This window comes from Pseudomonas taeanensis MS-3, assembly GCF_000498575.2.
Classification (GTDB): domain Bacteria; phylum Pseudomonadota; class Gammaproteobacteria; order Pseudomonadales; family Pseudomonadaceae; genus Aquipseudomonas; species Aquipseudomonas taeanensis.
The window spans coordinates 157,753-177,484 of the sequence record NZ_AWSQ01000006.1; the positions used below are offsets into that span (position 1 = coordinate 157,753).

A 19,732-nucleotide genomic window follows, 5' to 3' on the forward strand; every position below is an offset into this window, starting at 1 on the left:
GATTACCAGCCCACGCCAAAGCCCAGGCTGTAGTGGGTTTCGTCCAGATCGCCTTCGGAGCCACTGACCAGGTCTTTCTCGGCTTTCATATGCAACGAAGCCCAGTCAGTGACCTTGTAGCGCAGACCCACTTCGGCTTCCAGGGTGTAGTCAGCGACATTGGCCAGTGGTTTACCGACCTCACCACTGCTGAACATTTCGAAGCTTTTGCCCACCAGGTAGCGGTTGTAATCCCACTTCATGCTCACGGCGTAGAAGTTGCTCTTATCGCCATTGGCAAATTGGTAGTCGGTGCGGTTGAGCAGACCGGCCAGGGAGAAGGCCCCCAGTTCGTTGTCCCAGAACTGATAGCCCGGACCAGTACCCAGGGTGCGCTGACGCGCCAGATCCTCGACCCTGTCGCGCTCATACTCGGCACGCCCCTGCCAAAACCAATGCTCATCGAGAAAGCGGTCGAGGGCGTACTCGGCATTCCAGTTATCCGTGGCCACTACGCCGTCCTGATACTCACGGTCGTAGCCAACCTCGGCGTTGTGCCGCCACAAGCCATGACGTGCCTTGGTCTTCAGGTCAATGTCGTAGTCATCGGTATCCCGTTCGGCCCGCTTGTAATCCAGCGCGGCGTCGAGATTGCCCTTCCAGGTAAAGTCCTCGACCAGCGGCTTGGGCTTCATGATCTGCTGGATGCTGGCCAGCTCGATGGTCCGCGGCGCCCCGCCGTTAGCCAGGATCACCTTGCCCGACTCGGCGGGCTGCAGAGACTTGGCCACTTCGCCCGTGACCGCGCTCTCCTTGATCAGCAACTGGCGGTCACTTTCCAAGGTGGCGATCTGGTTCCAATCCAAGGGAATTGAGCCACCGTATTCAGTCTGCAACAGCAGCTTGCCGCCATCGAAGAATTTGATCTTGCCCGTCAGGCGATCACCGTTTTTCAACCAGACGGTATCAGCCAGGAGCGGGGTGGCGGCCATTGACAGGGCCAGGCACAGCAAGGTTCTGGAAAACATAAAGGGTCGACAACTGCTCAAAATGGGCGAAAGGCCGAGCATTATCTGCAAGCCCGGCACTAGAGCAAGCATTGACCGACAGAGTGCGGGTAAGTTCACGACACGGGGCCAGCGCCGGGCTATTCAAGTGGCAGCCGAAGCCCAGTTCTTTATGCCGTTGGTCGCGTTGACGATTCGCAGTATCGCTGCCCGACTGCCGCCGACTGATCGCCGGGCTCCTGGCTTCCCCCTGTCCGCACTACCGCAGGGACTTGTCGGAACTCAAGGGACCGATATCCTTGGAGCCGATCAGTTTCAGGCCAGCACGCCGTCGCCCTGCAATAATAGCGCGCCCCTGGACGATCCCCGTAAGCCGTGCAGGCAGTGTCCGCCCATACTGGCAAGGCGACTCGCATGACAGCGATAACAGCAGAGTACGCAGCAACATGATCCATGGACCCCACGCAGAGCTGACAAAGGCCGCCCAGCAAGCCAATGAGCCCCAGACGGCGCGGCGCGAGGCCCTGTATATCGCACTCGCGCAGGTGCCGGTTGGCAAGGTGGTCAGCTACGGGCAACTCGCCGAATTGGCCGGTCTGGGTCGGGCGGCACGCTGGGTCGGCCGTACCCTCAGCCAGTTGCCGCAGGACACGACCCTGCCCTGGCACCGGGTAATCGCAGCAAGCGGACACCTGAGCCTGCCGGCCGGCAGTGTCGCCGGCGCCGAACAACGCGCGCGCCTACGGGCAGAGGGGCTGTTGATCGACAAAGAGCGGGTGGATATCCGCCGACATGGCTGGCGCCCGATGGAGCACAGCGGTTAGAGTGCGGCCTTTGTTCCGTAATCCGCAGGCAGATACCCGCTCAATGCCCCGTAAAAGCTGGCGCGATGCCATCGCCGCCTACTCCAGTCCTGCCACCCTGGCTCTCCTGATACTCGGGTTCGCTGCAGGCCTGCCCTATATGCTGGTGTTCTCGACGCTCTCGGTTTGGTTGCGTGAGGCGGGGGTAGCACGCGAGACCATCGGCTTCGCCAGCCTGATTGGCCTGGCCTATGCCTTTAAGTGGGTCTGGTCGCCCCTGCTCGACCAATGGCGCCTGCCCCTGCTCGGCAAGCTCGGCCGTCGACGCTCCTGGCTGGTGTTGGCACAGGTACTGATTGCCATCGGTCTGATCGGCATGGCGCTGTGCGATCCACAAACCCATCTGACCTGGCTGATCGCCCTGGCGGTATTGGTGGCTTTTGCCTCGGCTACCCAGGACATCGCCGTCGACGCCTATCGCCTGGAAATCGTCGAGGAGACCCGCCAGGCGGCACTGGCTGCCAGCTACATGGCCGGTTATCGCATCGCGGCCCTGTTGGCCACTGCCGGTGCGCTGTATTTCGCCGAGGGGTTCGGCTCCACCGTGCAGCTCTATCAACACAGCGCCTGGGCCGGCACTTACCTGCTGTTCGCCCTGCTGATGCTGCCAGGCCTGCTGACCAGCCTGTGGATGCGCGAACCGCCGGTGCCCCTGCAAACCCAGCTGGCCGCAGCTCGCTACGGTTTCAGTCATCAGATCGTTTCGGTGTTGGTGCTGATCGTTCTTCTGGTCTCGGTACCGGCGATGTTCACCCAGCTGTACTACACAGATTTCGCCAGCCTGGTGCGCGGCGAAGCCAGTCTGCTTGACCTGTTGCTGGAGGATCGCGCCTTCCTGCGCGCCCTGCTCTACACCATTCTCACCAGCCTGTGCCTGTCCACCATGGGCCGACGCGGCTTGGCGCCGGTATTGACCCCGGTCAACGACTTCATCCTGCGCTACCGCTGGCAAGCTCTGCTGCTGCTGGGCCTGATCGCCACCTACCGCATGTCGGACACGGTGATGGGGGTAATGGCCAACGTGTTCTATATCGACCAAGGCTTCACCAAGGACCAGATCGCCAGCGTCAGCAAGCTGTTCGGCTTGGTCATGACCCTGCTCGGCGCCGGGATCGGCGGTCTATTGATTGTGCGCTTCGGCATCTTGCCGATTCTGTTCATTGGCGGCGTGGCCTCGGCGGCGACCAACCTGTTGTTCCTCATGCTGGCAGGCATGGGTGCGGACTTGCAGATGCTGATCCTCACCATCAGCGCCGATAACTTCAGTGCCGGCCTGGCCACAGCAGCGTTCGTCGCCTACCTGTCGAGCCTGACCAACCTCAAGTTCTCCGCGACCCAATATGCCCTGCTCAGCTCGATCATGCTTCTGCTACCGCGACTGATCGGCGGCTATTCCGGGGTCATGGTGGAAAAGCTCGGTTACGCCCAGTTCTTCCTCATCACCGCCCTGCTGGGGGTTCCGACCTTGGTGCTGATCGCCTTGCAATGGAAGCGCGAAGGTCCGCAGACCAATGGTTCGACCTCGGCAACACCGCCTGAGCAGGCGTAACCCCCACCGGCAACCACTCCTGCCTGAACGACTAGCCGCCCACTCGCCTGGGCAGGCGGTTCACGCCTGAACGCACACGCCTGCCGAGTGCGCCCCTTCTTGGCTTTCGCCTAACTGCCAGTCACGGGTCGGCTTGTCCCCCCATGGATTTACCCCAGAGCCCCCAGTAGCTCGGAATTGAATCAGCGCTGGGCGATTCGCAGGGCTTCATCATGGCGCCAGAGGGTGCCCCGCGCGGCGCAAGATGGTAAGTTTTGTTATCTGGGTATCGGCGCAGGCCTCTCCCGCGAAGAAAAGTCGCTGAGACCAGCGACAGTCGACTCGACAAAATAATAACTATTAACGCGAGGTGAGCCATGAAGGCAGACACTCATGCAGCCGGCACGTATGACCGAGGCACGTTCGACCGCGCCGCGCTCAATGCCTGGTGGCAGCTGCAAGGTGAGTGGGTTGAGGAACCCAACGTGAGACGCGATGGCAGCAGCGGCGTACAACGCATTCACGACAAACAGGGCCGCCTGCTGTACGCCAAGCGTCAGGTTGGCCACCTGTACCGCAGCCTGCGGCATCCCCTCGGCAGCCCGACCGTACTGCGCGAACGTGCCGCCTTGCTCGGTGCACGCAAAGCCGGCGTAAACGTCCCTGAGATCGTTTATTGCGCAGCCGAACAGGGTCCGGATGGTTGGCGTGGACTACTGATCACCGCCGCCCTGGACGGCTTTCAAGCGCTTGACGAATGGTATGCCCAGGGCGGTCGCGAACGCCACGGCGAGCAACTGCATAAGCGCCTGCTGCAAGAAATCGCGACCAATCTGGCACGCCTGCACCTGGCGCGCTGGCAGCACGGCTGCCTGTACGACAAGCACATATTCGTACGGATCACTGGAGCCGGCGAGGCGGCGCAGGTGGACGTGGCGCTGCTCGACCTGGAAAAATGCCGTCGACGCTTGACTCGCACCCAGGCCGCCTTGCACGACCTACGACAACTAAAACGCCATTCGGCGTGGAACGAGGCGGACTGGCAGCGCCTGATCGATGCCTATCAGGCCACCTTCGGTAGCGCTATTAAAGGGCTACCAGCCTGAACCCACGGTGTCTCAGGCTTGACCTCCTGCAGATGCAGCTAAGCACCATAACCAACGCTTAGCTGCACTTTTGCGCTGGGCCTCAGCTCGCCTGCATCAGATGCACCACTCGCTGTGGGAATGGAATGCCGATGCCGGCTTCGTCCAGACGCTCCTTGACCAACTCGGTGAACTCGAACGTCACCGGCCAGAAATCTGCGGTTGCCACCCAGATACGCAGTGACAGATCGACCGAGCTGTCGCCCAAACCGACCACGTACACCACCGGCGCCGGATCCTTGAGTACGCGCGGATCTTCGGCGATCTTCAGCAATACTTCACGCGCCTTCTTGATATCGCTGGAGTAGTCGATACCGACCTTGATTTCCGCACGACGCTTGGGCTCAGTCGAATAGTTGGTTATATGGTCGTTGGACAGATTGCCATTGGGCACGATCACCACTTTATTGTCCGCGGTCTTCAGCGTGGTATGAAAAATATGGATGCTGTCGACAGTGCCCGACACGCCCTGCGCCTCGATCCAGTCGCCAGCGCGAAACGGGCGGAACATGATGATCAGCACCCCTCCGGCAAAGTTCGCCAGACTGCCTTGCAACGCCAAGCCAATCGCCAGGCCGGCAGCACCGATAACGGCAATAAAAGAGGTAGTCTCCACGCCGATCATCGACGTCACGCTGACCAGCAGCAGCACCTTGAGGGCAATGCTGGCCAGGCTGCTGATGAAACTGTGCAGGGCGCGGTCAACATTGCGCGCGTCCAGCAGTGTGCGAACTTTGCGAGTCAGGACATTGATCAACCACCAGCCGACCAGCAAGGTGAGCAGGGCCAGCGTCAACTTGCCACTGTAGTTCAACACCACAGGTAGCCAGGTCTCGGACATCTTCTCCAGTTGTTCGATATTCATTTCCATCTGCCGCTCCTTTTCAACGCTTTTCAGCCAACATGCGTTTTCCAACGCATAAAACGCAACCGCCATGGCAAGCCATGGCGGTCAAACTGCTATCACACCCGCTGCGACGCCAATCCGCCGCCTGAGTTCAATATTTCGCGGATCAATCGCGGAAATTGTTGTACTGCAACGGCATATCGAATTCCTTGGCCCGCAGGGCGGCGATCGCTTCTTGCAGGTCATCGCGTTTCTTGCCGGTAATACGCACCTGCTCGCCCTGAATCGCAGCTTGAACCTTGAGCTTGCAGTTCTTGATATGGGCGACAATTTTCTTCGCCAGTTCCTTGTCGATGCCCTCACGAAAGGTCACTTCCTGCTTGATCACCTTACCGGAGGCGTAGGCATCTTTGGTTTCCATGCACTGGCTATCAATCTTGCGCTTGATCAAGTTACTGCGCAGGATTTCGAGCATCTGCTCAAGCATGAAGTCTGCTTCGGCGGTCAAGGTAACGGTCAGGTCCTTGTGCTCCAGGCTGCACTTGCCGCGCAGGTCAAAACGCCGCTCCAGCTCCTTGACGGCATTGTCCATTGCATTGGTGAATTCATGCTTGTCCAGCTCGGACACCACGTCGAACGAGGGCATGGGCTTCCTCCTGATAGACGGCGCAACCCAAGTCACAGATGGGACGCGCCAGGCTTGTTGATGGTTAAAATGCGCGGTCATTATATAACCGTCGCGACAGACACTGCCCGGGCATGTTCCGGCCCCTTTATTTATGCCCAGCGAGCCTGCCTATGCCACACCCTCATCTCAGCATCCTGGTGGTTGACGACGCCAAGTTCTCCAGCGCGATGATCGGCCGGGCCTTGAGTCAAGCCGGCTATCAGGATCTGCGTTTCGCCGACAGCGCCGCAGAAGCCCTCAAACTACTCGAACAGCGCCCCGCCAGCGTACTGCTGGCGGATTGGCTGATGCCGGAGATGGATGGCCTGGAACTGACCGGCCGGGTGCGTCAGCAGGATGAGATGACCGACCACTACACCTACGTCATGCTGTTAACCGGCAAGGAAGGCGAACGAGTCATGGCCGAAGCCTTCGACCGCGGCGTCGATGACTTCATCAGCAAGGCGGCCATGCACGAACAGTTGGTGCCACGGGTGTATGCCGCCGACCGACTGTGCAACACCTTGCAGCGCCTGCTTCATGAAAACCACCTATTGACCGAAAACATCGCCAGTCTGGAGCAACGCAACCTGGTCGACCCTCTGACCGGCCTGGGCAACCTGCGCTACCTGCAGCAGAAATTGCTCGATAGCCTGCGTCAGGTCGAATCACGCGGCGGCGCCCTGTGTTACCTGTTGATCGGCTTACAGAATGCCGGCGAGCTCCGCCAGAGACATGGCGATAGTTTTTATAATGAGTTGTTGCATGGAGTGGCCCGGCGCCTACAGCAACTGGTGCGACCGCTGGACGTGCTGGTGCGTCTCGACGACAACCACTTCGCCCTGATCACCCTGCTCGAAGACCTGCACGAATGCTCGCCCAGCAGCTTCAAGCGCCTGCACGAGGGGCTGAACCTCAAGGCGTTCAAAACCAGTGAAGGCTTCATCAATCTCAAGGCCGGTATCAGCCTGGTTGGTCTCGACGCCAAAGCCCTGCCCATCGACCCGGAAAGACTGATCAGCCATGCCGCCAAGCTGCTACCCGAGTCTTATGTCAGCGAGCGGGTCACAGCCATGCGTCTGCCGCTGCCGAAATAAATCGCAACCAGGACACGTCATGCGAATAAATCAAAGCGCGTTGCAATGAGCTGGCACATTCTCGGTGCCGGTAGCCTGGGCAGCCTGTGGGCCGTCCGCCTGGCCCGCTGTGGCCTGCCGGTACAACTGATCCTGCGCGACCAGAGCCGCCTCGAGGCGTATCAACGCGCCGGCGGTTTGACCCTGGTCGAGCAGGGCCGCCCCCAGTTGCACCCAATCGCCGCGCAAACGGCCAACGACCCCGAGCCAATTCAGCGCCTGCTGGTGGCCTGTAAAGCCTATGACGCCGAAGCGGCCGTTGCCCGCCTGGCGCCACGCCTGGCCGCGAATGCCGAGCTGATCCTCCTGCAAAACGGCCTGGGCAGCCAGGCCGCGGTGGCCGCCCAAGCTCCTCAGGCTCGCTGCATCCTCGCCAGCAGCACCGAAGGTGCGTTCCGTGAAGATGACTTTCGCGTGGTGTTCGCCGGCCATGGCCACACCTGGCTCGGCGACCCACTCGACCTCAGCCCTCCCGGGTGGCTGAACGAACTCGAACGCAGTGGCATCGTGCACGACTGGAGCCTGGATATCCTCAGCCGGCTGTGGCGCAAGCTGGCCCTGAACTGCGCAATCAACCCATTGACCGTGCTGTACGACTGCCGCAATGGCGGCCTGAGCGAGCACCCAGCCGAAATCACCACGCTCTGCGCCGAACTGGGCGAACTGCTTGAAACCTGTGGTCAACCCGCCGCCGCCACGGATCTGCATGACGAGGTGCTGCGCGTAATCCAGGCCACCGCGGCGAACTACTCCTCGATGCTTCAGGATGTGCGGCAAGGCCGCCGCACCGAGATCGCCTACCTGCTCGGTCATGCCTGCGCCGCGGCCCAACGGCATAACCTGGCCGTACCACATCTGCGTGCGCTGCATACGCGCCTGGTCCAGCACCTGAACGCGCATGGATTGCCCAGCCAATAAGCCGCGCGTTACCCTGCTCGCACTTTCGCCATAGCGACGTACCCGCCCATGCTTCTGCGTCAGCGCCTCGAAAACCTGCCCGTCGGTCGCAAGCTGCTGGCCGCTCTACTGGTCCTGCTGATGGCGGTACTGCTGGTCGCCAACCTGGCGTTCATCAGCGCGGCCTACTGGATTTCCCAAGAGAGCATGGCGCCACAAGCCTTGCACACCCTCGGCCGACTGATCGCCAGCCCGCCCCTGAGCCAAGAGGCGCTGAGCTCGGCGAGCGCTGCCGAAGGCCTGCTCAAACGTCTGGATGATTACGCACCGCTGCGCGCGGCGGTGATCTACGACAGCGACGGCGCCAGCCTGGCGCAGCTGCAGCGCGGCGAGGAGCTGCTCCTACCGCTGCGCGTCGAGCAACTGGACTCCTGGCGCTACAGCGAATTCCGCACCAACCTGCTGGTCGAACTGCCGCAGCACGGCAATCGCCCCGGGCACTTGCTGTTGGTCGCCTCGGGCGAGCTGCCTGGCGCCTTTTACACCGGCACCCTGACTGCCAGCGGAGCGATCCTGTTCGTCAGCATCCTGCTGTGGTTTGCCGTGGCGCGACAAATCCGCCGCCTGGTGACCAAGCCGATCCGCAGGCTGGAAGAATTGTCGCGTCAGGTCACCCGCGAGGAGAACTATGCCTTGCGCGCCGGTCGCGGTAATCAGGACGAGATTGGCAGCCTGGCCGACGCATTCAACACCATGCTGATGCGCATCGAGGCGCGCGAGCAGCAACTCAAGCGCGCCCGCGACGACGCCCAGGAGGCATTCGACCAAGCGCATAACCTGGCCGAGGAGACCCGTCATTCCAACCGCAAGCTGGAACTGGAAGTCCAGGTGCGCAGCAAGATCGAGAAGAAGCTCACAGGGTTCCAGAACTACCTCAACAGCATCATCGACTCCATGCCCTCGGCGCTGATTGCCCTCGACGAGCAACTCTACGTGACGCAATGGAACCAGGCCGCCAGCGCCCTCTCCGGCACCCGCCTGGACGAAGCGCTGAACCAGCCGGTATTTCTCGCCTTCCCACCACTGAAAGCCTTTCTCGCGCAACTCAAACACAGTGTCGAACAGCACAAGGTCGAGGAAGTCGAACGGGTGACCTGGAGCAAGGGCGAAGAGTCGCGCCACTATGCGCTGACCTTCTACCCCTTGATGGGCGGCACCGGGCGCGGCGTGGTGATCCGCATCGACGACATCACCCAGCGCCTGAGCCTGGAAGAAATGATGGTGCAGTCGGAGAAGATGCTCTCGGTCGGCGGCCTCGCCGCCGGCATGGCCCACGAGATCAACAACCCGCTCGGCGCCATCTTGCATAACGTGCAGAACATTCGCCGTCGCCTGTCGCCGGAACTGGCGAAGAACCAGCAACACGCCGAGCAGATCGGCGTCAGCCTGGATGCCATCGACCATTACCTGCACGCCCGCGAAGTGCCCCGCCTGCTCGACGGAATCCAGCAGGCCGGCACTCGCGCGGCGAAGATCGTCAGCCACATGCTCAGTTTCAGTCGCCTGAGCAACCGGCAGCTGGCACCCTGCGAACTGCCTGCGCTGATCGATCAGGCGCTGGAAATCGCCAGTAATGACTTCGACCTGACGGAAAGTTTCGACTTCAAGAGCCTGGTCATCCAGCGCGAATTCGACCCTGCGCTCGGCCCCGTCCCGGGTATTGCCAACGAACTGGAGCAGGTACTGCTCAACCTGCTGAAAAACGCCGCCCAGGCGATTCACCAGCGCGACGACGAGAGCCTGCCTGGGCAGATAACCCTGCGCACCAAGCTGGCGCCCCCCTGGGTGGAGGTGCAGGTGGAAGACAACGGGATCGGCATGCCCGAGTCGGTGCGCAAGCGCATCTTCGAGCCCTTCTTCACTACCAAGGAAGTCGGCCAGGGCACCGGGCTGGGTCTGTCGGTCTCCTACTTCATCATCACCAACAACCACAAAGGGCAAATGGAAGTGCAGTCCAAACCGGGCCAGGGTACGTGCTTCACCCTGCGCCTGCCGCTGCCTGCCGCCCCCACACATTCAGGGCTGTAAATATGGGTTATCGACTGTCGAAGATTTACACACGCACCGGCGACAAGGGTGAAACCGGCTTGGCCGACGGTAGGCGGGTCAGCAAGGATCACCCGCGAGTAGAGGCCATGGGCGAAGTCGACACGCTGAACAGCCAGCTCGGCCTGCTCCTGGCCGAGCTGGCCGAACAGGCACTCCAGCAGCCCGCGCTGAACGAAATAAGCGAGGTGCTCGCGCCCTGTCAGCATCGTCTGTTCGACCTCGGCGGCGAGCTGGCGATGCCGGACTACCAGGCGCTGCACGAGGATGAAGTCGAACGTCTGGAGGCGGCGATCGACCGCTGGAACGAAGAGCTCGGCCCGCTGGAGAACTTCATCCTGCCCGGCGGCTCCCGCCTGATTGCCCAGGCCCACGTGTGCCGTAGCCTGGCCCGTGGGGCAGAACGGCGCTGCCAGCAACTGAATGCCGAGGAGCCTATCCGCGCCGTCGGGCTGGCCTACGTCAACCGGTTATCCGACCTGCTGTTCGTCGCCGCACGCCTGATCGCCCGCCGCCAGCAGATCGCCGAAGTGCTCTGGCAGGCGGCGCCAAAACAACCGGATTAACCTGCTGGCGATGCTCTTGGATGAGTCGCCAGCAAGCTAGCACTGATGCACACGGAAATTCGCCGCCCCGCGCCGCTCTAAACACTCAGAGCAGGCTCAGGCGACTCTCGAAGCGCCGCTGCTCACCACTCAGCGGGTCGATAAATGCCAGCCCCTGTGCCAACAGTTTGAGCGGCCGGGTGTAATCGTCCACGGCGTCCGCCGCCTCGCTGACTTCTGGATAGAAAGGATCGTTGCAGATCGGCGCACCCAGTGCGGCCAGATGCACCCGTAATTGGTGCTTCTTGCCGGTGACCGGGTACAGCGCATAGCGCCACAGTTCACCGCGTTGCTCGATCACCTCGATGCGGGTTTCCGTGTTCGCCGCACCGGCGGCCTCCTGCATGCGGAAGAACGGTTCGCCGGCGACCAGCCGCGTGGCCCGCAGCAGCGGGAACTCCAGACCTGGCAGAGCCAGCGCCAGCGCCTCATAGCGCTTGACCATCTGCCGTTCACGGAACAGCGCCTGATACTGGCCGCGGCTCTGCGGGTTGGTCGAGAACAGCACCAGGCCGGCGGTATGCCGGTCGATGCGGTGCAGCGGCACCAGATCGGCATTGCCCAAGCGCTTGACCAGACGTGCCTGCAGAGTCTGCTCGACGTATTCGCCGGCCGGCATCACTGGCAAGAAATGTGGCTTGTCAGCCACCAGCAGATGCTCGTCGACATGCAGTATCGACTCATGGAAGGGAATGACGGTTTCCGCCGGGACCTCTCGAAAGTAGTGCACGCGCAGCCCGACTCGATAGGCATGCTGTGGACCAATCGGCGCGCCGGCGGCATCCAGCACCTTGCCATCCGTCATGCGCTGCAGCCACACCTCGCGACCGATCGCCGAAAAGTGCGCCGCCAGGCAATCGAGCACAGTCACCCAATTGCCTGACGGCAGGTGCAGGGTGCTCGGGCGCATATTGGACGGGGAACGGGCCTGCACAGACATGGCAACACTCAATGGACACGGCGAGCGTCCATTAGGCCGCAGCCACACAGCTGTCGTCAAAGGCACGCCTCGGCCCGACCCGCGCCACTAAAGCAGAATCACCGCCCAGACCAGACCAATCAGCAGCAAGGCGACGAGCTGTGCAGCGCTGCCCTGATCCTTTGCCTGTTTCGACAGCGGGTGCAGCGCCAGAGAAATACGATCTACCGTGGCTTCGATCGCCGAGTTGAGCAACTCGACGATCAAGGCCAGCAGGCAGACGGCGATCAACAACGCGCGTTCGGCTCTGCCGACATCCAGGCTGAACGCCAGTGGAATCAGCAGCGCGTTCAACGCCACCAGCTGACGAAAGGCCGCCTCGCCGCGAAATGCGGCCTGCAGGCCAGCCCATGAATAACCGGCGGCATTGAGAATACGTCGCCAGCCGGTTTTACCTTTTAGCGCATTACCCACTGGCGGCACGCTCAGCGGTTCAGATTTCATCATGGGAATACGGCTCCACGGCCCGAATGAAACAGTTGTACGAGTTAATCAGCAACTGCCAGTCACCCTCCGGCATGGCCCCTTTGTGACGGTAAAGCTGCTGTAAGTCGCGCCGCGATGCCGTGACGCTGAGCAGCCGACGGCGGCTCTTCTCCAGGTCGAGCAACGCCACTTCGGCCCAGTCGCCGTCTGCCGTCTGGTGGCGCTTGATGAAGATGTGTTTGGGATACAGACAGCCATGCTGCCAGGCGGCCCGGTGCAGGCGGCTGAGCATGATCGACAGCTGTTGCAACATGTTCCGATTGAGTTCACCGCCATCGCGCTGCGGCTCGCCGCTGGCATACCAGTCATCCAGGCTGACGAAACCCTCCAGGGCTTCGCTGACCAATAGTGCCCGCCATTGTCCGGCGTCCTTCTGCGCCTCGCAGTAAACCAGGCGCGGCACGTGGATACCGAGCTTGCTCAGGGCCTGCATCGCCTGCTGCTCACGCAACACCGTGGGTCGCCCAAGGGGATGGCGCCAGGAGCGATAGAGATGCCCGGTCTGGCGCTTGATATACAACAGCTTGTGGTTTTTATCGCGCACCCTCTGCACGCCGCTCTCGCCACCCCGGCGTTGATTAGGCGCCTCGACCCACTCGCCGCGGATCTGCCACCAGCGCTCGAACGCTGTCGGGCTGTGTTCGCTATGTCTTACCGCGATCAGGCCGGCCATGTTCAGCAGCTCTTGCGCAGCACATAGACTCGCCACATGGCATAACCCGGCAAAAAGTCATGATGGCTGAGAATATCGAAACCCACCTGCTTGAACTCCGCCTCGACGACATCCTTGGCAATCACGAAACGGTTCTGGTTCTCCGAGGCACGCCCCTCGGCGGCCCGCCGCGTCTCCAAGCGCCGACGCTTCCAGGCCTTGTAGTTACCATCGACCCACAAGGACACGATCAGCGTATCGCGGGTCACCCGGTGAAACTCGCGCAGCATGGCCAGGCGGTGCTCGGGGTCGGCGATATGGTGCAGCAGACGCATGCAAAAGATGCTATCGACCGCATTTTCCGTCAGGTCGATGGCGAACGCCGAAGTCTGGAAAGTCTTCACTCGGGCGACAACATCCTCAGGCTGCCCGGCCATGGCAATGGCCAGCATGTCGCGAGAATTGTCCGCTGCGAGGATCACCCGGTTCGGCTGCTCGGCCAGCAGTGACCAGAAGCGCCCGGCACCGGAGGGCAGATCAAGCACCAGGTTAGGCTCGCCTGCTCGCTTCAGGGCCCGGCGGGCAAGTTGCACATCCCGCCAATGGGACAGGCGCCGCGCCAGACCGTCCTGATGCTTATGCAAGTACTGCTGAGCATGCTCGCGGTCATACTTGCCCGAAAACTCAAGTTCAATGGACTTGTTGAGTGACATGACAACCTGCTCCGATAAGGGATCTATGGCTGTCAGACTATCGCCGAGCCCATAAAGCCCTCGTCAAAAGCATGTGAAGAAAACGTGAAGTCAGCCCTGTAAATTCACCTCGAAGCGGCTGCCCTGTGGTGGCAGATCGCTTACCCGTACTGCCCAGCCCTGGTGAGTGCAGATACGCTTGACCAGGGACAGGCCCAAGCCCAGCCCCTCACCACGCGCCTCGGGGCCCCGTACGAAGGGCTGGAACATCTGCTCGTGCTGATCCAGGGGAATGCCGACCCCACTGTCCTCCACACGAAAGCCGCCTGTGTCGAGGATCAGCCGTACGCCCCCCTGCTCGGTGTAATGCAGGGCATTACGCAGCAAGTTGGACATGACCGTGCGTAGAAACGTCAGGTTGTACTGCGCGCTATCGACGCCCTGTGCGATCAGCTGAAACTGCAAGCCTTTCTCCTCAATCAACGGCGCCCAGCGCTTGCTCTGCTCGTCCGCCACCTCGGCCAAAGAGGCACTGCCGCCCTGTCTCGACTCCTCCGGTTTGGCCCGTGCCAGCATCAGAAAGGTCTGCACCAGTTCACTCATTTCCTCCGCCGCACGGCTGATGCGCTGTACCTGCTCGCGCTGCCGCGGGCTCAAGCCCTGCGCCTCCACCAACAGCTCGCAGGAGCTGGCAATAATCATCAGCGGGGTACGCAACTCGTGGCTGACGTCACTGGTGAACAGCCGCTCACGCTCAAGGGTTTGCCGGAGCTGCCCCAGGGTGCTGTCGAAGGCGGCCGCCAGGTGGCCGACTTCATCATCCGGATAATCCGGCGCCAGGGCCGGCGCCAGGGCATGCAACTGGTCGCGATGACGCACCTGATTGGCCAGCCGGATCACCGGCGCCATAACCCGTCGCGCCAGCAACCAACCGAGCCCCCAGGCCGCGACCACACTCAACAAGAAGCCAGCCAGCACAACATCGAACAGCACCTGCTCACGCGCTTCGAACTCATTCTGCTCTTGCACCAGCATAAACACCTGACCGTTCTGGGTGCGTTTGAAGGCGTAGTACGCCTGATCGCCCTCGACCACCTCGGAAAAACCGTTTCTGACCTGGGCAAACTGCTGCGGCACCGCATATTCGGCCAAGTGCGAGGCGAAGAAACGGGTACTGGAATCCACCCTGGGACGCTGACCGCGGTGCAGGTCCTCCTGGATCACGATGTTCAACTCGCGATCCAGCTCCTGAGAGACCAGGTGCTCCTCAACGAAATGCACACTGGCCACGATACTCAGGGACAACCCCCCACTGACGACCAGGGTCATCAGCACGAAGGCGATAACGATGCGGCGCAGCAGCGGCTGCTTAGAGGCCATTTACAGTCTCCGCCAGGCGATAACCGATACCGTGCACGGTATGCAGCAGCGGCTTGGCGAACGGCTTATCGAGCACCTGGCGCAGTTGGTGGATGTGGCTACGCAGGCTGTCGCTATCCGGGCAGTCGTCCCCCCACAGCGCTTCTTCCAGCGCTTCGCGGCGGACTACAGCGGGGCTTTTCTGCATCAGCACTGCGAGCAGCTTGAGTCCCAAGGGGTTGAGCTTGAGCGCCTGGCCGGCGCGACTGATATGCAGAGTATCGAGGTCATAGACCAACTCGCCCACCTGAAGCTGGCGCTTGCGACTGCCCTGGCTGCGCCGCAGGATAGCCTCGATGCGCGCCACCAACTCGGACAAGGCGAACGGCTTGAGCAAGTAATCGTCGGCCCCGGCGTTCAGCCCTTGCAGACGATCATCCAGCGCATCGCGAGCGGTCAGCATGATGATCGGCGTATCGCGCCGGGCATCCTCGCGCAACCGCTTGCACAGCTGATAACCATCCATGCCCGGCAGCATGATGTCCAGCACGATCAAGTCGTAGTGCTCGGTGGCCGCCAGATGTAAACCGCTCAGACCATCCTGCGCACAATCGACGCTATAGCCCTTCAGAGCCAGATAATCGAGGACATTGGCCAGGATGTCCCGGTTGTCTTCCACCACAAGAATACGCATGTTCGGCTGCCCCTTCAGGCTACGGTTGGCTGCAACTTTGACGTTTTTTTCACGCTGTTTTTACGCACGGCTCACGCGCACAGCAACAGACTGCGGCGCACTCATCCAAGCCGGATCATACGATGCCGCCGTTCCACTTTGCTCAGCTTCGCTACCTTTCGCTGTTTTTTCTAGCCTGGCTGGCAGCATTCTGCATGACTCGCACGGGTTTGGTACTCGGGCATCTGGCGACTTTCGGCGCCAGTGGCCATGAGCTTATCCAGGCTTATGCCATTGGCCTGCTGTATGACCTGAGTTTTCTTCTCTTCGCCACATTGCCGCTGGCCCTGTACCTGCTGTGCTGTCCGCGTCGCCTGTGGCAGCAGCGCTGGCATCGCGCTGCGCTGCACATGCTGCTGGGCCTCAGCCTGTTCGTCATGCTGAGCACTGCGGTGGCAGAGTGGATGTTCTGGGATGAATTTGCTGCGCGCTTCAACTTTATCGCCGTCGACTACCTGCTGTACTGCGATGAAGTGCTCGACGACATGCTCGAATCCTATTCGACCTACCCGCTGCTGGCGGCCTTGGCCGTGATTGCGGTCATCGGCGCGGTACTGCTGCGCAACGCCACCGCCGCCGCTTTGCGTGCACCGCTGCTGGGGTGGCGCGGCAGAGTCTTGACGCTGACCAGCCTGGCCCTGCTGGCCGGGCTGAGCAGTGCACTACTGGGTCAGGGCGCACTTCGCACAGCGAACAACAGTACCTACTTGCGTGAGCTGGCAAGCAACGGCCCTTACCAATTCTTCGCTGCCTTGCGCAACAACGAACTGGACTACCCGCAGTTCTACAGCACCCTGCCTAAGACCCAGGTGGCGAAACAGCTACGCGCCGAACTGAACGAAGCCAACGCGCACTTCATCGGTAACCAGCCACTGGATATTCGCCGGGTCATCGACAATCCGGGGCCAGCGCAGCGCCATAACGTGATTCTGGTAACCGTTGAAAGCCTTAGCACCAATTATCTGGGCAGTTTCGGCGATACCCGCCAGCTCACTCCGAACCTCGACCGCTTGCGTCAACAGAGCCTGTTCTTCAACAACTGCTACGCCACCGGTAGCCGTACCGACCGGGGACTGGAAGCCATCAGCCTGTCGATCCCGCCAACCCCCGGTCGCGCCATCGTCAAGCGCATCAACCGCGAAAGCGGATTCGCCAGCCTCGGCCAACAGTTTCAGGCTCAGGGTTACGACAGCGTCTTTGTCTACGCTGGACGTGGCTACCTCGACAACCTGAACACCTTCTTCGGCGGCAATGGTTACCGTGTGTTCGACCTGAGTAGTGTCGACAAACACGACGTTGAGTTCGAGAACGCGTGGGGCATGAGCGATGAGGACCTCTACCGGCAGACGCTGAAGCTGGCCGACGCCGACCATGCCGCCGGCAAACCCTTCTTCATGCACCTGATGACCACATCCAACCAGCGCCCCTATACCTATCCGGACGGGCGCATCGACATTGCCTCAGGCCAGGGGCGCGCAGGCGCGGTGAAATACACCGACTACGCCATCGGCCAGTTCCTGCAGCAGGCACGACAGCAGCCCTGGTTCAGCAACACCCTGTTCATCTTCGTCGCCGACCACAGCGCGGGCAGCGCGGGCACACAGGACTTGTCCGTGGCCAATTACCATATTCCGTTGTTTATCTACGCGCCTGGACTCATTAACCCGCGCGAATTCGCCGGGCTGACCAGCCAGATCGACCTGGCCCCAACGCTGCTGGGGTTACTCAATTTCGATTATGTCTCGACCTTTTTCGGCCGAAACGTACTGCGCGAGCAAGCCGCACCCGAACGCGTACTGATCGGCAACCAGCAACACCTCGGGCTCTTCGACGGCCATGACCTGGCGATACTCAGCCCACGCAAGACGACCCGGCGCCACGACAATGCACTCGGTATCAGCCATGAACTGAGCGTGTCGACCAGCGACCCGCTGATTGATCGCGACATTGCCTACTACCAGAGCGCCAGCTACGGCTTCAGTAACGGCCTGCTCGGCTGGCAGGCAGCCAACTCGCTGACCGCTTCTGCTCTCGAACATCACTAACCATTTTGCGCCGATACATCGACGGACTTAGCCAAAGGAACAACACCATGCTCGCCAACTCGCCAACCGCCTCGCGGCCGCTCAACTTCTATCTGGGCTTCGGCATTCCGCTAGCCGTGATGCTATTGCTACTACTGGCAGACCCTACGACCCTGGATTTCACCATCGCCAACTGGGCCTATGACCAGCAGAGCGGCTTTATCGGCCGGCATAGTGCGTTTCTCGAAGACATCCTGCATGACCGCGCCAAGCAGGCGGTGATCGGCATTGGCCTGCTGGCCATCATCGGGTTCGCCCTGAGCCTGCTGAGCAAGAAACTCCACCACTGGCGCCGCCCCTTCGGTTATCTGGTACTGGCAATGGGCCTGACCACCAGTATCGTCACGCCCCTGAAGGCCCTCACCGGGGTGCACTGCCCATGGAGTCTCAGCCAGTTTGGCGGCGAGGAGACCTACACGCCACTGCTCAGCGCGCGCGCACCCACCGCCAAGCCTGGGCGCTGCTGGCCGGGTGGCCATGCCGCCGCAGGCTTCTCGCTGTTCGCGCTGTTCTTCGTGCTGCGTGATCGGCGCCCGCGCACAGCCAAGGCGGCACTCTGGTTCGCGCTGGCGTTGGGCACCACCTTTTCCATAGGACGCATGCTGCAAGGCGCGCACTTTTTCTCCCACAACCTGTGGACCGCCCTATTTTGCTGGGTGATCTCCCTGGGCGCCTATCGACTGGTGCTCTATCGCACCACGCAAAGCGCCCGTGACACTCTCAGCGCACTGCCCACAACAGAGGGCGCAACAGGCTAAGCCAAGGACCCGCTGCGCTGCCCGGATCAAACCACCTGCGCAGCGACTCTACCCGGGTGGGTCTCCAGGGACACCCGGAACAGTGCAGCCACCAGATCCGTCTGGGTGACGATGCCCAACAGCACGCCATGCCCATCCAATACCGGCACTTTATGCACGCTGCCATCGGATAGCAGCTGTATCAGGTAGGTAATGGGCCAGTCCGGGGAACAGCTAGGCACCTTTCGCTGCATCACTTGCCCGACCTGTACCTGCTCAGCCTCAGGCCCAACCTGCATCACGTCATGCAGATAGAGCATGCCTTGCAGGATGCGCTGCGGATTGACCACCGGCATGCCGCTCAGCCTGTGAGCATGCATCTGTTTCAGGGCAGCGCCGACAGTGGCGTCCGGGGCCAGGCTCAGCACATCCTTGGACATGATGTCGACACACCGCGTCTCACCGAAACGCCGTCGATAAGCCCGCTCCTCGGTTTGCCGCAAAATCTCTTCCAGGTCGTCACGGGCGATGTCCAGCAGCTCGCCGCGCGCATTGAGTACCGCATCCAGGTCCTCGGGGGTAAAGCCCAGGCGGTCACGCGGGATAGGGTCAGCGGTCTTATGCACGTTGCCATGTTCAACCGGACGATGCGGGTAGCGGCGTCTGAGTACGTTATTGAACAACAGGGCAATCAGCAGCAACGCCAGGACATTCAGTGCGACCGGGTACAACACGAAGTGATACCCGAGCCGAGTCACCTCTTCGCCGCCCAATACGGCGGTCAGGGCGATGGCTCCACCTGGAGGGTGCAGGCAACGCAGGGCAAACATCGCGGCAATCGCTAAGGCACCCGCAGCGGCAGCCGCCAGCCCGGAGGGCCCCAGCCACTTGGCGCAGCTCACCCCCACCAAGGCGGCGAGCAAACTGCCACCGACCGCCGACCATGGCTGTGCCAGCGGACTGGAAGGCACGGCAAACAGCAAAACGGCGGAAGCGCCCATCGGCGCGACCAGCCAGAGATGAGCGCCACCTAAGGCCTGGCGACAAAACCAGGCGGTGAACAGCAAGCCGAGGAAGGCCCCGACACAACTCAAGCCCTGTTCGCCTCGACTGATATTCATTGGGGCCGGCCAGAAGCCCTGCAACCACCCCTTGAAGCTATTCACCGCTCACGCCCGCCTGTCTTCGCACCGTTTTAGGGCGAGCAATATACCTTCCCCAAGCTCATAG

General features: G+C 61.5%; 18 protein-coding genes and 1 pseudogene. 9 read left to right on the forward strand and 10 right to left on the reverse strand.

Annotated features, from left to right (window positions below; all coding sequences use genetic code 11):
• Window positions 1–2: 2 nt before the first annotated feature.
• Entirely contained in the window at window positions 3–1,007 is a 1,005-nt protein-coding gene (locus TMS3_RS18625) for a DUF481 domain-containing protein (protein ID WP_025166805.1), read from the reverse strand.
• Between the two features lie 425 nt (window positions 1,008–1,432).
• Between TMS3_RS18625 and TMS3_RS18630 the strand changes: the two genes are divergently transcribed.
• From TMS3_RS18630 to TMS3_RS18640, 3 genes are all read left to right on the forward strand, one after another.
• Window positions 1,433–1,810: an MGMT family protein gene (locus TMS3_RS18630; RefSeq protein ID WP_029866478.1), complete on the forward strand. Its 378-nt coding sequence runs from the start codon at window positions 1,433–1,435 to the stop codon at window positions 1,808–1,810.
• Window positions 1,811–1,853: 43 nt separating this feature from the next.
• A complete protein-coding gene (locus tag TMS3_RS18635) occupies window positions 1,854–3,398 on the forward strand; it encodes an AmpG family muropeptide MFS transporter (RefSeq protein ID WP_025166807.1) in 1,545 nt (514 codons plus the stop codon).
• Window positions 3,399–3,754: 356 nt separating this feature from the next.
• Window positions 3,755–4,483: a lipopolysaccharide kinase InaA family protein gene (locus tag TMS3_RS18640; protein ID WP_025166808.1), complete on the forward strand. Its 729-nt coding sequence runs from the start codon at window positions 3,755–3,757 to the stop codon at window positions 4,481–4,483.
• An 82-nt stretch (window positions 4,484–4,565) separates the two neighbouring features.
• Here the strand turns inward: TMS3_RS18640 and TMS3_RS18645 are convergent, their stop codons facing one another.
• Window positions 4,566–5,393, reverse strand: a complete 828-nt coding sequence (locus tag TMS3_RS18645; protein WP_025166809.1) for a mechanosensitive ion channel family protein — start codon at window positions 5,391–5,393, stop codon at window positions 4,566–4,568.
• 142 nt (window positions 5,394–5,535) lie between these two features.
• Window positions 5,536–6,015, reverse strand: coding sequence for a YajQ family cyclic di-GMP-binding protein (locus tag TMS3_RS18650; protein ID WP_025166810.1), 480 nt, complete (start codon window positions 6,013–6,015; stop codon window positions 5,536–5,538).
• Window positions 6,016–6,106: 91 nt separating this feature from the next.
• On the opposite strand from TMS3_RS18650, the pseudogene TMS3_RS18655 reads away from it, so the two are divergent.
• The 4 genes and pseudogenes from TMS3_RS18655 to TMS3_RS18670 form a co-directional block, all read left to right on the forward strand.
• Window positions 6,107–7,133 (forward strand): annotated as a pseudogene (locus tag TMS3_RS18655) (response regulator); the annotation flags it as partial.
• A 45-nt stretch (window positions 7,134–7,178) separates the two neighbouring features.
• A complete protein-coding gene (locus tag TMS3_RS18660) occupies window positions 7,179–8,090 on the forward strand; it encodes a putative 2-dehydropantoate 2-reductase (protein ID WP_025166812.1) in 912 nt (303 codons plus the stop codon).
• Window positions 8,091–8,138: 48 nt separating this feature from the next.
• Window positions 8,139–10,157 carry a sensor histidine kinase gene (locus tag TMS3_RS18665; protein ID WP_025166813.1) on the forward strand — a complete coding sequence of 673 codons (2,019 nt, stop codon included), beginning with the start codon at window positions 8,139–8,141 and terminating at the stop codon, window positions 10,155–10,157.
• Between the two features lie 2 nt (window positions 10,158–10,159).
• The gene (locus tag TMS3_RS18670) at window positions 10,160–10,741 is read left to right on the forward strand and encodes a cob(I)yrinic acid a,c-diamide adenosyltransferase (RefSeq protein WP_025166814.1); all 582 of its coding nucleotides are present in this window, start codon (window positions 10,160–10,162) and stop codon (window positions 10,739–10,741) included.
• Window positions 10,742–10,826: 85 nt separating this feature from the next.
• Here TMS3_RS18670 and TMS3_RS18675 read toward each other — a convergent pair whose 3' ends face one another.
• The 6 genes from TMS3_RS18675 to TMS3_RS18700 form a co-directional block, all read right to left on the reverse strand.
• Window positions 10,827–11,720: an RluA family pseudouridine synthase gene (locus TMS3_RS18675; protein ID WP_025166815.1), complete on the reverse strand. Its 894-nt coding sequence runs from the start codon at window positions 11,718–11,720 to the stop codon at window positions 10,827–10,829.
• 87 nt (window positions 11,721–11,807) lie between these two features.
• Window positions 11,808–12,203: a diacylglycerol kinase gene (locus TMS3_RS18680; protein WP_051394271.1), complete on the reverse strand. Its 396-nt coding sequence runs from the start codon at window positions 12,201–12,203 to the stop codon at window positions 11,808–11,810.
• The gene (locus TMS3_RS18685; protein WP_025166817.1) at window positions 12,193–12,918 is read right to left on the reverse strand and encodes a lipopolysaccharide kinase InaA family protein; all 726 of its coding nucleotides are present in this window, start codon (window positions 12,916–12,918) and stop codon (window positions 12,193–12,195) included. Before TMS3_RS18685 ends, TMS3_RS18680 begins: the two co-directional genes overlap by 11 nt.
• Window positions 12,919–12,920: 2 nt before the next feature.
• On the reverse strand, window positions 12,921–13,610 hold the full coding sequence (locus TMS3_RS18690) for a class I SAM-dependent methyltransferase (RefSeq protein WP_025166818.1): 690 nt from the start codon (window positions 13,608–13,610) through the stop codon (window positions 12,921–12,923).
• Window positions 13,611–13,700: 90 nt separating this feature from the next.
• Window positions 13,701–14,969 (reverse strand): sensor histidine kinase, encoded by a 1,269-nt coding sequence (locus tag TMS3_RS18695; RefSeq protein ID WP_025166819.1) that lies wholly within the window; start codon window positions 14,967–14,969, stop codon window positions 13,701–13,703.
• Complete coding sequence (locus TMS3_RS18700) at window positions 14,959–15,642, reverse strand: response regulator transcription factor (protein ID WP_025166820.1); 684 nt, start codon at window positions 15,640–15,642, stop codon at window positions 14,959–14,961. The genes TMS3_RS18695 and TMS3_RS18700 overlap by 11 nt, the downstream gene beginning before the upstream one ends.
• A gap of 122 nt (window positions 15,643–15,764) precedes the next feature.
• On the opposite strand from TMS3_RS18700, the gene TMS3_RS18705 reads away from it, so the two are divergent.
• Both TMS3_RS18705 and TMS3_RS18710 read left to right on the forward strand, forming a co-directional pair.
• Window positions 15,765–17,726: an LTA synthase family protein gene (locus TMS3_RS18705; protein ID WP_025166821.1), complete on the forward strand. Its 1,962-nt coding sequence runs from the start codon at window positions 15,765–15,767 to the stop codon at window positions 17,724–17,726.
• A gap of 47 nt (window positions 17,727–17,773) precedes the next feature.
• Complete coding sequence (locus TMS3_RS18710) at window positions 17,774–18,523, forward strand: phosphatase PAP2 family protein (RefSeq protein WP_025166822.1); 750 nt, start codon at window positions 17,774–17,776, stop codon at window positions 18,521–18,523.
• A gap of 26 nt (window positions 18,524–18,549) precedes the next feature.
• Here TMS3_RS18710 and TMS3_RS18715 read toward each other — a convergent pair whose 3' ends face one another.
• On the reverse strand, window positions 18,550–19,623 hold the full coding sequence (locus tag TMS3_RS18715; RefSeq protein ID WP_083491795.1) for an HPP family protein: 1,074 nt from the start codon (window positions 19,621–19,623) through the stop codon (window positions 18,550–18,552).
• Between the last annotated feature and the right edge of the window lie 109 nt (window positions 19,624–19,732).

Excerpts from the sequence above, each read along its gene's own strand:
- TMS3_RS18625 (WP_025166805.1), bottom strand. The coding sequence starts at position 1,007 with ATGTTTTCCAGAACCTTGCTGTGCCTGGCCCTGTCAATGGCCGCCACC.
- TMS3_RS18630 (WP_029866478.1), top strand. The coding sequence starts at position 1,433 with ATGATCCATGGACCCCACGCAGAGCTGACAAAGGCCGCCCAGCAAGCC.
- TMS3_RS18635 (WP_025166807.1), top strand. The coding sequence starts at position 1,854 with ATGCCCCGTAAAAGCTGGCGCGATGCCATCGCCGCCTACTCCAGTCCT.
- TMS3_RS18640 (WP_025166808.1), top strand. The coding sequence starts at position 3,755 with ATGAAGGCAGACACTCATGCAGCCGGCACGTATGACCGAGGCACGTTC.
- TMS3_RS18645 (WP_025166809.1), bottom strand. The coding sequence starts at position 5,393 with ATGGAAATGAATATCGAACAACTGGAGAAGATGTCCGAGACCTGGCTA.
- TMS3_RS18650 (WP_025166810.1), bottom strand. The coding sequence starts at position 6,015 with ATGCCCTCGTTCGACGTGGTGTCCGAGCTGGACAAGCATGAATTCACC.
- TMS3_RS18660 (WP_025166812.1), top strand. The coding sequence starts at position 7,179 with ATGAGCTGGCACATTCTCGGTGCCGGTAGCCTGGGCAGCCTGTGGGCC.
- TMS3_RS18665 (WP_025166813.1), top strand. The coding sequence starts at position 8,139 with ATGCTTCTGCGTCAGCGCCTCGAAAACCTGCCCGTCGGTCGCAAGCTG.
- TMS3_RS18670 (WP_025166814.1), top strand. The coding sequence starts at position 10,160 with ATGGGTTATCGACTGTCGAAGATTTACACACGCACCGGCGACAAGGGT.
- TMS3_RS18675 (WP_025166815.1), bottom strand. The coding sequence starts at position 11,720 with ATGTCTGTGCAGGCCCGTTCCCCGTCCAATATGCGCCCGAGCACCCTG.
- TMS3_RS18680 (WP_051394271.1), bottom strand. The coding sequence starts at position 12,203 with ATGAAATCTGAACCGCTGAGCGTGCCGCCAGTGGGTAATGCGCTAAAA.
- TMS3_RS18685 (WP_025166817.1), bottom strand. The coding sequence starts at position 12,918 with ATGGCCGGCCTGATCGCGGTAAGACATAGCGAACACAGCCCGACAGCG.
- TMS3_RS18690 (WP_025166818.1), bottom strand. The coding sequence starts at position 13,610 with ATGTCACTCAACAAGTCCATTGAACTTGAGTTTTCGGGCAAGTATGAC.
- TMS3_RS18695 (WP_025166819.1), bottom strand. The coding sequence starts at position 14,969 with ATGGCCTCTAAGCAGCCGCTGCTGCGCCGCATCGTTATCGCCTTCGTG.
- TMS3_RS18700 (WP_025166820.1), bottom strand. The coding sequence starts at position 15,642 with ATGCGTATTCTTGTGGTGGAAGACAACCGGGACATCCTGGCCAATGTC.
- TMS3_RS18705 (WP_025166821.1), top strand. The coding sequence starts at position 15,765 with ATGCCGCCGTTCCACTTTGCTCAGCTTCGCTACCTTTCGCTGTTTTTT.
- TMS3_RS18710 (WP_025166822.1), top strand. The coding sequence starts at position 17,774 with ATGCTCGCCAACTCGCCAACCGCCTCGCGGCCGCTCAACTTCTATCTG.
- TMS3_RS18715 (WP_083491795.1), bottom strand. The coding sequence starts at position 19,623 with ATGAATATCAGTCGAGGCGAACAGGGCTTGAGTTGTGTCGGGGCCTTC.